13 protein-coding genes and 2 tRNA genes are annotated in these 14,142 nt (G+C 66.6%); 6 read left to right on the top strand and 9 right to left on the bottom strand.

Translation table 11 applies throughout. The features are described from left to right. Positions 1-23 precede the first annotated feature (23 nt). The 4 genes from BAC01S_RS03945 to tsaB are packed head-to-tail and all read right to left on the bottom strand — an operon-like array spanning position 24 to position 3,325. Positions 24-1,079, bottom strand: a complete 1,056-nt coding sequence (locus BAC01S_RS03945) for a DUF1853 family protein (RefSeq protein ID WP_043201079.1) — start codon at positions 1,077-1,079, stop codon at positions 24-26. Further along, positions 1,076-2,077 carry a uracil-DNA glycosylase gene (locus BAC01S_RS03940; RefSeq protein WP_027793588.1) on the bottom strand — a complete coding sequence of 334 codons (1,002 nt, stop codon included), beginning with the start codon at positions 2,075-2,077 and terminating at the stop codon, positions 1,076-1,078. Before BAC01S_RS03940 ends, BAC01S_RS03945 begins: the two co-directional genes overlap by 4 nt. Further along, positions 2,064-2,558, bottom strand: a complete 495-nt coding sequence (gene rimI, locus BAC01S_RS03935; RefSeq protein WP_027793587.1) for a ribosomal protein S18-alanine N-acetyltransferase — start codon at positions 2,556-2,558, stop codon at positions 2,064-2,066. The genes BAC01S_RS03940 and rimI overlap by 14 nt, the downstream gene beginning before the upstream one ends. Continuing rightward, complete coding sequence (tsaB, locus tag BAC01S_RS30220; RefSeq protein ID WP_043201075.1) at positions 2,555-3,325, bottom strand: tRNA (adenosine(37)-N6)-threonylcarbamoyltransferase complex dimerization subunit type 1 TsaB; 771 nt, start codon at positions 3,323-3,325, stop codon at positions 2,555-2,557. The genes rimI and tsaB overlap by 4 nt, the downstream gene beginning before the upstream one ends. A gap of 199 nt (positions 3,326-3,524) precedes the next feature. On the opposite strand from tsaB, the gene BAC01S_RS03925 reads away from it, so the two are divergent. The 3 genes from BAC01S_RS03925 to aceA all read left to right on the top strand — a co-directional run bounded on the left by BAC01S_RS03925 (position 3,525) and on the right by aceA (position 7,589). Beyond that, positions 3,525-3,794: an acyl-CoA-binding protein gene (locus BAC01S_RS03925; protein WP_027793586.1), complete on the top strand. Its 270-nt coding sequence runs from the start codon at positions 3,525-3,527 to the stop codon at positions 3,792-3,794. A gap of 417 nt (positions 3,795-4,211) precedes the next feature. Beyond that, the gene (locus BAC01S_RS03920) at positions 4,212-5,882 is read left to right on the top strand and encodes a DEAD/DEAH box helicase (RefSeq protein WP_027793585.1); all 1,671 of its coding nucleotides are present in this window, start codon (positions 4,212-4,214) and stop codon (positions 5,880-5,882) included. Between the two features lie 399 nt (positions 5,883-6,281). Beyond that, positions 6,282-7,589: an isocitrate lyase gene (gene aceA, locus BAC01S_RS03915; RefSeq protein ID WP_027793584.1), complete on the top strand. Its 1,308-nt coding sequence runs from the start codon at positions 6,282-6,284 to the stop codon at positions 7,587-7,589. A 468-nt stretch (positions 7,590-8,057) separates the two neighbouring features. Here the strand turns inward: aceA and BAC01S_RS03910 are convergent, their stop codons facing one another. Beyond that, a complete protein-coding gene (locus BAC01S_RS03910) occupies positions 8,058-8,969 on the bottom strand; it encodes a LysR family transcriptional regulator (protein WP_027793583.1) in 912 nt (303 codons plus the stop codon). Positions 8,970-9,134: 165 nt separating this feature from the next. Here BAC01S_RS03910 and BAC01S_RS03905 point away from each other — a divergent pair, with 165 nt between their 5' ends. Both BAC01S_RS03905 and aceB read left to right on the top strand, forming a co-directional pair. After that, positions 9,135-9,935, top strand: a complete 801-nt coding sequence (locus BAC01S_RS03905; protein ID WP_027793582.1) for a haloacid dehalogenase type II — start codon at positions 9,135-9,137, stop codon at positions 9,933-9,935. Positions 9,936-9,995: 60 nt separating this feature from the next. Then, on the top strand, positions 9,996-11,588 hold the full coding sequence (gene aceB, locus BAC01S_RS03900; protein ID WP_027793581.1) for a malate synthase A: 1,593 nt from the start codon (positions 9,996-9,998) through the stop codon (positions 11,586-11,588). Between the two features lie 99 nt (positions 11,589-11,687). Here the strand turns inward: aceB and rraA are convergent, their stop codons facing one another. After that, positions 11,688-12,185, bottom strand: a complete 498-nt coding sequence (gene rraA, locus BAC01S_RS03895; protein ID WP_027793580.1) for a ribonuclease E activity regulator RraA — start codon at positions 12,183-12,185, stop codon at positions 11,688-11,690. 151 nt (positions 12,186-12,336) lie between these two features. Here rraA and BAC01S_RS03890 point away from each other — a divergent pair, with 151 nt between their 5' ends. After that, on the top strand, positions 12,337-13,218 hold the full coding sequence (locus BAC01S_RS03890; RefSeq protein WP_027793579.1) for an AraC family transcriptional regulator: 882 nt from the start codon (positions 12,337-12,339) through the stop codon (positions 13,216-13,218). A 26-nt stretch (positions 13,219-13,244) separates the two neighbouring features. On the opposite strand, the gene BAC01S_RS03885 is transcribed toward BAC01S_RS03890, so the two are convergent. The 3 genes from BAC01S_RS03885 to BAC01S_RS03875 all read right to left on the bottom strand — a co-directional run bounded on the left by BAC01S_RS03885 (position 13,245) and on the right by BAC01S_RS03875 (position 14,102). Then, a complete protein-coding gene (locus tag BAC01S_RS03885; protein ID WP_027793578.1) occupies positions 13,245-13,709 on the bottom strand; it encodes a GNAT family N-acetyltransferase in 465 nt (154 codons plus the stop codon). Between the two features lie 162 nt (positions 13,710-13,871). Then, positions 13,872-13,948: transfer RNA gene (locus BAC01S_RS03880), tRNA-Asp, on the bottom strand. Between the two features lie 78 nt (positions 13,949-14,026). Next, positions 14,027-14,102: transfer RNA gene (locus BAC01S_RS03875), tRNA-Glu, on the bottom strand. Positions 14,103-14,142 lie beyond the last annotated feature (40 nt).

Raw genomic sequence — 14,142 nt, 5'->3', positions numbered from 1 at the left:
GGCGGCGCGCGAGGCGCCGCCCGTCAGGCGCGCGCGAAGGCCTGAGCGCGCGCCGGCCAATCGTCGGGGACGATGAAACCGCGCGACTGCTCGGCATAGCCATGCGCTCCGTCGGCGGCGAATGCGACGACCATCACAGGTTCGTCGCGACGTAATACGTGGTCGAACAAGATGTCCGGATCGACCGGCGGCGCAATGGCACCTCGCGCGCCCGAGCCGGCAGTCGCCGTGTCCACTGGCGGCACTGCCCCGGTTCCTTCCGCCACCCCGGCCCGCTCCGCGGCAAGCCGTCTTGGCGCCAGCCACGCGAGGCGCGGCAACACGCTCCAGCCGACGGCACGCTGTTGCGCTGCGAATGCCGGCCAGTCCGCGCGAGTGACCCACCAGCCGCGCGTATGGTCCGGCGCGAGTTCGGGCGGTTCGCCCTGCAAAACCTGCGCTCCGACATCCGCCCGATAGAAGAGCCAGCCTTTAACGAACATCTGCGCGAGCCACGGCCCGGCATACCCAAGCGACGCAAATTCCTCGCTGGCGCTAAGCCGCATCTGGTGGTTCACGAGATGCGCGCGCTTGCGATCGAAGCGGTCGCGCAGATTGGGGCCGACGAAATCGGCAAGCGTCGCGTCGGGGCCGCCGGCGTGCAGGTAGCACTTGACCGCCAGTTCCCAGTGCAGCCGCCGTCCGTCCGAACTTTCGAGGAGAAAATCGCACTCGCCAAGCGTGCGCCCCGCTTGCCGCAACGGCACACTTGCCGCGACGAGCCGCGCTGCCGGGCCGAATGCCAGGAACCAGCCGAGCAAGGCTTCGGCATAGCGGCCAAGACGCGTGAGAGGGGTGCGCTCGAGCGCATCGCGCAACGGCGCCGGGTCGCGGTCGAGCCGGGAGAGCCAGTGCGCCGCCGCGAGCGCCTCGTCGGCATGCGCCCACGGCGTGGCAAGCGGTGCGAGCGGGAGCTGTTCGCGCAGCAAACCGGGACTAAAGAGCAGCCACGCAAGATCGCGCACTGCCGGATCGGTCAGCCCGTCGAGACGGCCGGCGACGATGCTGCCGGGGCCGTCCGCGAGCGGCGCAACGTTCATTGGCCGCCGCCGGCCGCGCGCCAGGTATCGCGCGCGAGACAGAGATCGGCCCACGCCTTCGACTTGTCCTGCAGGCTGCGCAGCAGATACGCGGGATGGTAGGTCACGATCACGGGCACGCCTTCGTACTCGTGCACGCGCCCGCGCATCGAGGCAATGCTGCCCTCGGACTTCAGCAGGCTCTGCGCGGCGAAACGGCCCATGGCAATGATGATCTTCGGCTTGACGAGCGCGACCTGACGCTTGAGGTACGGCTCGCAGCGCGCGACTTCGTCCGGCTCGGGATTGCGGTTGCCGGGCGGACGGCACTTGAGCACGTTCGCGATGTAGACGTTCTCGACGCGCGAGAGCGACAGCGCGCGCAGCATGTTGTCGAGCAGCTTGCCCGCCTGGCCGACGAACGGCTCGCCCTGACGGTCCTCGTTCTCGCCCGGCGCTTCGCCTATCACCATCCAGTCGGCCTCGCGATTGCCGACGCCGAACACCGTGTTCGTGCGCTTCTCGCACAGCCGGCAGCGCGTGCAACCCGCAACGCGTTCGGCCAGGGTATCCCAGTCCAGCGTCGCTACGTCGTTGCCAGGTGCGGGTGACGGGACGGACGGCTCGGCCGGTACGGGCGCGGCGTCGAACCACCCGAAGTCGTCCTCGGTGAGCGGCGGCGGTTCGTCGAGCGTCGGCGGGGCAGGCGCGGCGTGAGCCTCGGCGGAAGGCGCGGCCGGGTCGCGAACCGCAGCAGCGGAAGCCCGCGGCGGCACGCGCTCCGGTGTGCGGCTTTCGGACGGCTCCGGCGCAACGACGTTCGGTTCCACCGCGCCGGGCGGGTCGAGCGGTTCGGGCGGTTCGAGCGTCGCTTCCGGCTGCGCCGGCACGCCAGCCGGCCCGGCCACCTGTGTCTCTTCGCCGGTCTGCACCACGCCGGCGGCCGTCGCCCGCGCCCCCTTGCTCACCCAGCGCGGCGACAGTCCCAGTTCTGCCAGCGCGAACTCATCGAGCGCCATCCGCACCCTCCTCTGCAAAAGAAAAACGCATCACGATCGCGTCCTCGCGGGTGTGATGCCAGGCCGGATAGTAGTTCTTGCGGCGCCCGATGGTCACGAAGCCGAATTGCTCGTAGAGGCGTATCGCCCGATAGTTCGAAGGCCGCACTTCGAGCAGCAGTCCTTCCAGCCGTTCCGCATGCGCAATCCGCACGGCCTCGCGCAGGAGCGTGAGCCCGGCGCCGGCTCCCTGCGCGGCCGGCGCAACGCACAGATTCAGCAGATGCATTTCGTCCACCACCGGCATCAGGACGCAATAGCCGATCAGCGTCCCGGTCACGTGGCGCATGCACACGCCGAAATAGCCGTTGCGCAGGGAATCTTCGAAGTTGCCGCGCGACCACGGAAACTCGTAAGCGGACTTTTCGATGACAGCGACCTCGTCGAGGTCGCTCTCGGTCATCGGCGACAGGTAGCGGTCGGTCATCAGCACACCGCTCATCGACCGCCCTCGCCCGACGCCTTGGCGGCGAGCCGCTCGGCCGTGGTCTGCGCGACCTTGTTGCGCACGTATTCAGGCGCGGCCTCGTCGGCGCGCAGCGTGCGGCCCGCGCGAAACGCGCGCAGCGCGGCGTGCGCGAGCGGCAGCGCGTGGGGCAGCGCTTCGGCGTCGATCGAGCGGGCCGCCGCGGCGGCCGGAAGGCGCGTGCCGAACGCCGCCGCGGCGTTGCCTGCCAGCGTGAACGGCGCGGCGGGCGTGGCGATGCGTTCGGGCGCGTCGAGCGACGCGGGCTGCAGCGTGCGCCAGTCGCTCGCCGCCGCATCCCATTCGTATTCGGCCCAGTAGGCCTCGTCCATGCGCGCGTCGAGCGCGGCGAGCACGCGCGTCGCCGCGGGATCGTGCAGCCGCGCGCTCTCGGCGCAGACGAGCAGCGTGCCCACCGGCACCACGGGAATGTCGAGCCCGAATGCGAGCCCCTGCGCGACGCCCGTCGCCGTGCGCAGCCCCGTAAACGAGCCGGGGCCCGAGCCGAAGGCAATCGCATCGCAGTCCGCGAGCGCGAGTCCGGCTTCGGCCAGCACCTCACCGACCGCCGGCAAAAGGCGCGTACTGGACACGGCGCCGGTGGCCTCATGGCGCACCCACACCGCCACTTCGGCGCAAGGATCGGAAAGGCGGTTGCCGTCGCCGGGGGCCACGGCGTGCAACAGCGCGACCGAGCAGAATTCGGTCGAGGTATCGAGGGCAAGCAGCACGATGTCGGTCATGACCGCTATTGTAATGCCGCGCCCCGCGCTCTCCCACGCCGGGCACGATCCGTGCGGACAAAGTACGCCCCGCCACCACGATCGCGGCCTCTGCCGCAGTTCCCGTCGATCTCTGGAGGAATCGCTCCAGCCGCCTCGCGGTATGCGCTGCTACCATCGGCGCGCTGTTCCCGTTAAAAAATCAGTGGAGGAAAAAAACATGAGCGACATAAGCGCCCGTTTCGAGCAAGCCCAGACCGACGTGCAGCAACTGCCGGAACGACCCGGCAACCTGACGCTGCTGCGTCTCTATGCGCTTTTCAAGCAGGCGACCGATGGCGACGTCCACGGCGACAAGCCGGGCTTCACCGATATCGTCGGCAAATACAAGTACGAAGCGTGGGCCGCGCTGCAAGGCACGGCACAGGACGCCGCGAAAACGCAGTACGTCGAGCTCGTCGAATCCCTCAAGAACGGCACGGCGAGCTGAAAATCGCTCAAGGCGGCGCGCCAGGGCCGGCGAGCCGCTTGCCACCGCTCAGCCGCACACGCAAGCTCCTTGCGCACATGGCTCTGGCGCAGCGCAACAAAATCCGCTATAATGCGCGCTGCGCTGTGTTTTGCGCCCCTCAGCCCTGCTGAGGCCGGCCGGCAACGCGCCTCGTAGCGTTAAGCTCCAATCCAGTTTAGAACCTGTCCCCTCCTGCCTTGGCCTCTTCTGTGTAGAGGCTGTCATGTATCAGGCTGGCGGCAAACCAATTTCGGTGCGCCGCATTCGAAACAGCTTCTAACAAAAATCCGCCACTGTGGCGGATTGCCCCCGTTTTTCGATTTGTTCGCAAAATCCGACGACTTGGGTATGCCGATTGGCGCCGACGTTCTATTTCCTGTTTCACCAAGGATTTTCATGACTTCGAGCATTACCCAAAGCCCTCTCGACGCAATCGCCAACGAAGCCCTCGGTCTCGACGCCGCTGACGCCCCCGCGCAAGCCGCCGACACCCCCGAAGGCCCGACGTTTGCGTCGCTCGGCCTGTCGCCGGAGATCGTCTCCGCGCTGACGGCAGCGGGCTACAAGGCGCCCACGCCGGTGCAGGAACGCGCCATCCCCGCGGCCATCGCCGGCCGCGACCTGCTGGTCTCGAGCCCGACCGGTTCGGGCAAGACCGCCGCCTTCATGCTGCCCGCGATCGAGCGCTTCGCGCAGATCCAGAAGACCCAGGCCGCCCAGCCGCGCGAGCCGCGTCCGCAAGGTCAACAACAAGGCCAGGGCGATCGCCGCCAGCGCCGTCCGCAGCCGGTCGCGCGCCCCGGTCTCCTCGTCCTCACGCCCACGCGTGAGCTCGCCATGCAGGTGACCACGGCCGCATCGACCTACGGCAAGCATCTGCGCCGCCTGCGCACCGTGAGCATTCTCGGCGGCGTGGCCTACGGCCAGCAGCTCATGCTGCTCGCCAAGAACCCCGAGATCCTCGTCGCGACGCCGGGCCGTCTGCTCGATCACCTCGAGCGCGGCCGCATCGACCTCTCGGAACTGAAGATGCTCGTCCTCGACGAAGCCGACCGCATGCTGGACATGGGCTTCATCGACGACATCGAGACGATCGTCGCCGCCACGCCCGCGTCGCGTCAGACCATGCTGTTTTCGGCCACGCTCGACGGCAAGATCGCCTCGATCACGGGCCGTCTGCTGAAGGACCCGGAGCGCATCGAGATCGTGCGCAAGGTCGAAGCGAACTCGAACATCGCGCAGACCGTGCACTACGTCGACGACCGCGACCACAAGGATCGCCTGCTCGACCACCTGCTGCGCGACGAGAGCCTCGACCAGGCCGTGGTGTTTACGGCCACGAAGATGGACGCCGACCAGCTGGCCGGCAAGCTTGCCGACGCGGGCTTCGAAACCGCCGCGCTGCACGGCGACCTGCCGCAAGGCGCGCGCAACCGCACGATCCGTGCGCTGCGCGAGCGCCGCGTGCGCGTGCTCGTGGCGACCGACGTGGCGGCGCGCGGCATCGACATCCCCGGCATCACGCACGTCTTCAACTACGACCTGCCGAAGTTCGCGGAAGACTACGTGCACCGTATCGGCCGCACGGGCCGCGCGGGCCGTTCGGGCGTGGCGGTGAGCCTCGTGCACCACGCCGAGCAAGGCGCGCTCAAGCGCATCGAACGCTTCGTGCGCTCGCCGCTGCCGGTGAACGTGATCGAAGGGTTCGAGCCGCGCAAGGCGCCGCCGGCCAATCGCGGCTTTGGCGGCCGCGGCCGTCCGGGCGGCAATGGCGGCGGTAACGGCCGGCGCTTCGGCAACGGCGGCGGCAAGCCGGGCGGCGGCTACGGCAGCCGTGGCAATGGCGGCCAGGGCGGCAATGGCAACAGCGGCGGCTGGCAGGGCAAGTCCGAAGGCGCGCGTGGCGGCTACGGCGGCCAGTCGCGTGAAGGCTACGGCGCCTCGCGCGGCGAAGGCGGCAACCGCGGCGGCTACGGCCAGCCGCGTGGCGATGGCTACGGCCGCTCGCGCGAAGGCTATGGCGCGCGCCGCAACGACGGCCCGCGTGGCGCCCGTCGCGACAGCTGATTTCCGCCTGATGCGCAGGCGCCGCCTCGGCGTACCTGCGTAGCGACATGCAAAAGACCGGTGCTCCGTCACCGGTCTTTTTTTTGCCCCGGTACAAATTTCACGATACGAAAAAATTTTTTGCGTCGTAAAAAATCGTGCTGCGTGGCACAACACCATGCATTGCAATATGGAAAACCGCGTTTTCCATCGTGAAATATACTTCGCAAGCATTTGATTTTATTGAAATAAAAAACACGGAAAAAGCTGCTTGAGCGCCTGTCCCCGCGGGACCGATTTGCCTAGACTCTTATATAAGACTTCACGAAACGAAGCGCTCCAAACCACCACAGGGCGCCCACCCGGAGAAGTCACCGACTTTCAGCGGTTCTACCAATCAGGCAAACGAAGGAGTTCATCATGTCGACTCGTCAGGAACAAGCAAAGCAACTTCAACAGCAATGGGAAACCGATCCGCGCTGGAAAGGCATCACGCGCAACTACACGGCTGAAGACGTGGTGCGCCTGCGCGGCTCGATCCAGCCCGAGCACACGCTCGCGAAGAACGGCGCGGAAAAGCTCTGGAAGGGCGTGAACACGGAGCCGTTCATCAACGCGCTCGGCGCGCTCACGGGCAACCAGGCCATGCAGCAGGTCAAGGCCGGGCTCAAGGCCATCTATCTCTCGGGCTGGCAGGTCGCGGGCGACGCCAACCTGGCGGGCGAAATGTATCCCGACCAGTCGCTCTACCCGGCCAACTCGGTGCCGCAGGTGGTCAAGCGCATCAACAACACGCTCACGCGCGCCGACCAGATCCAGTGGTCGGAAGGCAAGAACCCGGGCGACGAAGGCTACACCGACTTCTTCCAGCCGATCGTGGCGGATGCTGAAGCCGGCTTCGGCGGCGTGCTGAACGCGTTCGAACTGATGAAGGCGATGATCGAAGCGGGCGCCGCGGGCGTGCACTTCGAAGACCAGCTCGCTTCGGTGAAGAAGTGCGGCCACATGGGCGGCAAGGTGCTCGTGCCGACGCGCGAGAACATCGCCAAGCTGACCGCTGCGCGCCTCGCCGCCGACGTCTGCGGCGTGCCGACCGTGCTGCTCGCCCGCACCGACGCGGAAGCCGCCGATCTCGTGACCTCGGACATCGACGACAACGACAAGCCGTTCCTCACGGGCGAGCGCACCGTGGAAGGCTTCTTCCGCACGCGCAACGGCCTCGAGCAGTCGATCTCGCGCGGCCTCGCCTACGCGCCGTACGCCGACATGATCTGGTGCGAAACCGGCAAGCCCGATCTCGAGTTCGCGAAGAAGTTCGCGGAAGCGATCCACAAGGAGTTCCCGGGCAAGCTGCTCTCGTACAACTGCTCGCCGTCGTTCAACTGGAAGAAGAACCTCGACGACGCGACCATCGCCAAGTTCCAGCGCGAGCTGGGCGCGATGGGCTACAAGTTCCAGTTCATCACGCTCGCGGGCTTCCACTCGCTGAACTATTCGATGTTCAACCTCGCGCACGGCTATGCGCGCCAGAACATGAGCGCATTCGTCGAACTGCAGCAGGCCGAGTTCGCCGCAGCCGAAAAAGGCTTCACGGCGGTCAAGCACCAGCGAGAAGTGGGCACGGGCTACTTCGATGCCGTCACGCAGACGGTCGAGCGCGAAGCCTCGACGACCGCCCTGCACGGCTCGACGGAAGACGAGCAGTTCTTCGACAAGAAGGTGGCGTAAGACCACCCGCAGCAGCAGCGCCGCGGCCGGCACGCGCGTCCCTGGCGGGGCTCGCCGGCCGCCGGCGCCTGCAACCCCCACCCATCGGGGAGAGGCAAGAGGCCACGCGCGGCCGGACACGATCCGGCCCGCCCCTTTATCCGGCCATCCGCCGGAGCAAGCGGCCTCGTTGCCGGAGAAGGCAACAAGCCGACGACAGCACAGCCAGCCACGGAAGGCGCATGGGCATCCGCCGTGCATGCCCATGCGCCGACTGGGGTTCGGTTTCCCGACACACAGAGAGACTAGCGGTACACGATCACGGGAATTTTCGTATGGCTGAGCCCGCGCCGCCCGTGCGAAGCCATGAGTCGCCGGGCGGCTCGCTCACGACGTCCGAAAACGGCGAGTACGGATATTGCGGCAGACAGGCAGAGCGGTGACGCGCGCCGAATCGAAAACGCGCAGGCGCGAACCGCGGCGGTGCCGTCAGTCCTGGCCCCAGTACCCCGGATGACCGTACGTATGCTTGAGAAAGTCGAGAAAGAGGCGCACGCGCAATGGCAGATGACGACGCTGCGGAAACACCGCATGAATGCCGATGGGCGGCGCCGCGAACGCGTCGAGCACGCTGACGAGCCGGCCTGCCGCAATGTCCTCGCCGACTTCCCACCAGGAACGCCACGCAAGCCCGTGTCCGTCGAGACACCACTCGTGCAGCACCGCGCCGTCCGAGCATTCCATCGTGCCCGCCACGCGGATCGACACCACCTTGTCGTCCTGCTGGAAGGTCCAGCCGCGCTGCTGGTTCGCGCTGCTTGCGCCGAGCGCGAGGCAGTTGTGACGCGTGAGATCGGCGAGCGTTTCGGGCGCGCCCCGGCGCGACAGGTATTCGGGCGACGCCACGCACACGCGGCGGTTCTCGCCGAGCTTGAGCGAGACGAGCGACGAGTCGGGCAACTCGCCCAGACGCACGGCGCAGTCGAAGCCTTCGTTGACGAGATCGACAAGGCGATCGGAAAGATCGAGCGTGATCGAAACGTCCGGGTGCGCCACCGTGAACGCGGGCACGAGTTGCGCCACATGCCGGCGCCCGAAGCCCGCCGGCGCCGACACGCGCAAGTGCCCGCTCGCCTTCACCCCGCCCGCCGACACGCTCGCTTCCGCGTTCTGCATATCATGGATGATCCGCTGGCAGTCCTCGAGGAACGCCGAGCCTTCGAAGGTGAGCGTGATGCGACGCGTGGTGCGCACGAAGAGCTTCACGCCGAGCCGCTCTTCGAGCGCGTCGATGCGGCGCCCGATGATGGCGGGTGCGACCCCCTCGGCCTGAGCGGCAGAGGAAAGACTGCCTTTGGCCGCCACGGCGGCGAAGGTTTCGATCTGTTTGAAGCGGTCCATTCAGAAGAACGCGGAGGAATGACGGCGAAAAGAGCTGGCAAAGATCGTTTAGATCGTCAGATTAGGTTGGTAAAAGTAAAAGATCAAGTGATCAATGCCTCCTTTTTCAGTGATGTAACTCACGAATACAATTCATCCCGACCTCTGAAGATGGAGTGCAAGGCGATGTCGGCCACAACGGCACAAAACGCGGCACAAAACGCGACAAGATTTCCCAAGGCAGTGATATTCGACGCGTACGGCACGTTGTTCGACGTGCATTCGGTCGTCGCCGCAGCGGAACAGATGTTCCCCGGCCACGGCGATGCGCTCTCGCAGCTCTGGCGCCTCAAGCAGATCGAATATACGCAGCTGCGCACCCTCTCCGACCCCGCCGGCGCGCGCTACCGCCCGTTCTGGGACGTCACGCTCGACGCGCTGCGCTACGCGGCGCGGCGCCTGAATCTCGCGTTGACGGGCGCGGCCGAAAAGCGCTTGATGGACGAATACGCGTGCCTCTCCGCGTTCCCCGACGTGCTGCCCGTGCTGCGGCGTCTGCGCAAGATGCACGAAGGGCGCGACGACGGCGCGCGCCCCGGCCTCGCCATCCTCTCGAACGGCAATCCGCAGATGCTCGACATCGCGGTGAAGAGCGCGGGCATGAACGGCCTCTTCGATCACGTCCTCTCCGTCGATGCGGTGCGCGCGTACAAGCCCGCCGCCGCGGCCTACGCGCTCGGCACAGCCGCATTCGGCGCGGTGCCGCGCGACATCGTGTTCGTCTCGTCGAACGGCTGGGACGCCGCGGGCGCCGGCTGGTTCGGCTACACGACTTTCTGGATCAACCGCCAGCGCCTGCCCGCGGAAGAACTCGGCATCACGCCCAATGGCACCGGCGGCGGCATGGCAGAACTTGCCGCTTTTCTCGAAACCGCAGCGCCGCCTGAACGGACCCCGGCCCGAACCCGCCCAAGCCCAGGCGCGTAACGACCCCGGCAGGCGCCGCATTCCCCACACCTACACGAACTGACCGACCAAGGAGCAATCATGGCGAACACGTTGCAACTGCCGCAAGGCATGCAGATCCCGGCGGAAATCAAGCCGGGCTTCGAAACGATCCTCACCCCCGAAGCGCTCGAACTCGTCGCGAAGCTGCACCGCGCGTTCGAGCCGCGCCGTCAGGAGCTGCTGAAGGCGCGCGCCGAGCGCACGAAGCGACTCGACGCCGGCGAGCGCCCGGACTTCCTCGAGCAGACGAAGTCGATCCGCGAAGGCGACTGGACCATCGCGGCGCTGCCGAAGGACCTCGAATGCCGCCGCGTGGAAATCACGGGCCCGGTCGAGCGCAAGATGATCATCAATGCGCTCAATTCCGGTGCGGACTCCTACATGACCGACTTCGAGGATTCGAACGCGCCGAGCTGGGACAACCAGATCACCGGCCAGATCAACCTCAAGGACGCGGTGCGCCGCACGATTTCGCTCGAACAGAACGGCAAGCGCTACCAGCTCAACGACAAGGTCGCCACGCTGATCGTGCGTCCGCGCGGCTGGCACCTCGACGAGAAGCACGTGAGCGTGGACGGCCAGCGCGTTTCGGGCGGCATTTTCGACCTCGCGCTCTACCTCTTCCACAACGCGAAGGAACTGATCGCGCGCGGCAGCGGCCCCTACTTCTATCTGCCGAAGATGGAGAGCCATCTCGAAGCGCGCCTGTGGAACGACATCTTCGTCGTCGCCCAGGAGGCCGTGGGCATTCCGCGCGGCACGATCCGCGCGACGGTGCTGATCGAGACGATCCTCGCGGCGTTCGAAATGGACGAGATCCTCTATGAACTGCGCGAGCACAGTTCGGGCTTGAACGCGGGCCGCTGGGACTACATCTTCTCGGCGATCAAGAAGTTCAAGAAAGACGCGGACTTCTGTCTCGCGGACCGCTCGCAGATCACGATGACCGTGCCCTTCATGCGCGCCTACGCGCTCCAGCTGCTCAAGACCTGCCACCGCCGCAACGCACCGGCAATCGGCGGAATGAGCGCGCTCATCCCGATCAAGAGCGATGCCGCAGCGAACGACAAGGCCATGGCCGGCGTGCGCTCGGACAAGAACCGCGACGCGACCGACGGCTATGACGGCGGCTGGGTGGCTCACCCGGGCCTCGTGCCGATCGCGATGGAAGAGTTCGTGAAGGTGCTGGGCGACAAGCCGAACCAGATCGGCAAGCAGCGCCCCGACGTCAACGTGACGGGCAAGGATCTGCTCGACTTCCGTCCGGAAGCGCCGATCACCGAAGCGGGCCTGCGCAACAACATCAACGTGGGCATCCACTATCTGGGCTCGTGGCTCGACGGCAACGGCTGCGTGCCGATCCACAATCTGATGGAAGACGCCGCAACGGCCGAAATCTCGCGCTCGCAAGTGTGGCAGTGGATCCGCTCGCCGAAGGGCAAGCTCGACGACGGCCGCAAGGTCACGGCCGAACTCGTGCGCGAACTGATCCCGCAGGAGCTCGACAAGGTGAAGGCGGTGGTAGGCGGCAACACGAAGCCGTACGACCGCGCTGCGCAGATCTTCGAACAGATGTCGACGTCGGAGAATTTCGTCGACTTCCTGACGCTGCCGCTCTACGAAGAGATCTGATGCTCGCCTGAACGAGCGCTGCTTTGAACGACGAAGGCCCGGTGGACACAAACAAGTCCATCGGGCCTTCGTGCTTTGCGTCCCGAGCCGGACGGCGATTCAGATCGCCAGCGGCTCGCTCGACACGAGCACGCCGTCGATATCGGCGTAAATCCATTCGCCCGTGCGCACGGTCGTACCCGGCATGCGCACCGGCACATCGCGCTCGCCGACACCGCGCCGGAAGCTGCGTTGCGGATGCGCCGCCAGCGCGACGATGCCGACCTTCAGCGCGTCGAGCTCGAGCGTGTCGCGCACACAGCCGTTGACCACCACACCCGCCCAGCCGTTGTCCTGCGCCAGCTCGCCGAGCTTGCCGCCCACGAGGGCGCAGCGCAGGCTCCCGCCGCCGTCCACCACGAGTACGCGGCCCTCGCCCGGCGTCTCGAGCGTGGCGCGCACGAGCGAATTGTCCTCGAAGACCTTGAGCGTGAGCGCCGGGCCGCTGAAGTGTGGTGCAAGGCCGAACCAGCGGAACACGGGATCGAAGACGCGCAGCGTGCCGGCTGCAAGCCGGTCTTCGTGCGCGTCGCAAAGGTCGGCGGTGGCGAATGTCATGGTGTCTCCCTCGTGCACAGATGAACCCGCTGCATTATGCCTCTCCATGAAGCAGTGCGCGCGCGCCTCGCCCCTTGCGCCCCGAGACCGCGCGGCAACCGCGCCGGGTTGCGCCTACAATGACCGCGAGCCGTCAACGCCGCGATCCTCCATGCCTCTCGCCCTGCTGCCGCCCGCGGAATTCGCCGATATCCCGCCCGAGTTCGAGCCCACGTCCGGGCACCCTGTCCGCGTGCGCTCGCGACCCATGGCGGCCGGCGTGCGCATCGCCCTGCACACGCATGCGTGGGCGCAGCTTGCCTACGCGTCGCGCGGCGTGCTGCGCATGACGACACCCGGCACCACATGGATGGTGCCGCCCTCGCGCGCGATCTGGATTCCGCCGTATGTGACGCATGAGGTGGCGATCGTCGAGGACGCGTTCCTGCGCACCTTGTACGTGGACCAGTCGGTGATCCCGCCCGGGCTTGGCGACTGCCGCGTGGTCGAGGTATCGGGCTTGCTGCGCGAAACGATCGCGGCGCTCGATGAACGCGGCATCGGCCCCACCCGCGAACGTCTCCTCGCTTCGCTCGCGCTCGACGAAATCACACGCTCGGCCCCCCTGCCGCTTGCCGTGCCGATGCCCGAGGAAAAGCGCCTGCGCTCGCTCTGCGAGGCGCTGCTGGCCGATCCCGCGAATCCCGGCTCGCTCGAATACTGGGCCGAGCACGTGGGCGCCAGCACGCGCACGATCGCGCGGCTCTTCCGGCAGGAACTGGGCGTGAGCTTTTCGCAATGGCGTCAGCAGGCAGTACTCGCGCGCGCGATTCCGCTGCTCAATCAGGGGCGGCCGATGGCGGTCGTCGCACAGGAACTCGGCTATCAAAGCCAGAGTGCATTTTCGGCCATGTTCCGGCGCGCGTTCGGCGAGAGCCCGCGCGCGTTTATCGGGCGTGGCGGCGACGATCGCGAAAGCGGCCCGAACGACGAGTCGGTGCTGAGCGAAGCAAACGAGGCGCTACGCGAGAGCGTTCGGGATTGGCCGAAGTAACATAACCGCACGCGATCCCGACAGCCTCACACGGGGCGCGTCATGTGCCGTATCGATCCCAGTCTAGCCAGCCTCGGCCCGGCCACGCGATAACCCATGCGCAAATAGAGCCGCGCCGCGGGATTATCGACGAACACGCGCAGTTGCAGTTCGCGCAGGCCGCGCTCGCGCGCCCAGCGATGGGACATGTCGAGCAGGAAGGTTCCGGCGCCGTGCCCGCGATAGCCCTCGGCGATCTGCACGTCGCGGATATGCAGCGAGTCGGCCTCTTCGGTGACGCGCAGCACGCCGATTGCCTGACCGTCGAGTTCGAGAATGAAATTCTCCGATTCGCGGTAGCTGGCGAGAAAAAGATCGCCGCGCCAGACCAGATGATGCCGCTGATAATAGCCGCCCATGTTGTTGCGCGTGAGGGCCTCGGCGAACTCGAAGTCCTCCATGGTCGCGTGACGCAACTGGAAGCGCGATGGAATGTCGTTCGGAGCGAACATGGGGGGCGGCTGGCGCACGAGCGAAAGTCCCGACTACGCTACGATAGCGCGAGCGTAGCGGCAATGGCAGTTTGTCCGTATGGCGAGACTCGAGGAGCCTCGCGAAGCCAAAGAGCAGACAAGAAAAAAGCCCGCTGGAAATTCCAGCGGGCTTCGTTCATCTGGCGGAGCGGACGGGACTCGAACCCGCGACCCCCGGCGTGACAGGCCGGTATTCTAACCGACTGAACTACCGCTCCAGTCCTGCTTGCACCGGCGGGCGTCGGTCGATTCCCGCTGGCTGCGTCGCCCTATTGCTTTGGCGCCGCAGTTGTCTTTGGCGTCCCCTAGGGGATTCGAACCCCTGTACTCACCGTGAAAGGGTGATGTCCTAGGCCTCTAGACGAAGGGGACAACACAGGCTTGCGCCTTGACTGATGCTATTACCGCTTTA

This window comes from Paraburkholderia acidipaludis NBRC 101816 (assembly GCF_000684975.1).
GTDB lineage: Bacteria > Pseudomonadota > Gammaproteobacteria > Burkholderiales > Burkholderiaceae > Paraburkholderia > Paraburkholderia acidipaludis.
The sequence above is the reverse complement of the archived record's forward strand: the minus strand, read 5'-3'. Positions and strand labels throughout refer to the sequence as shown.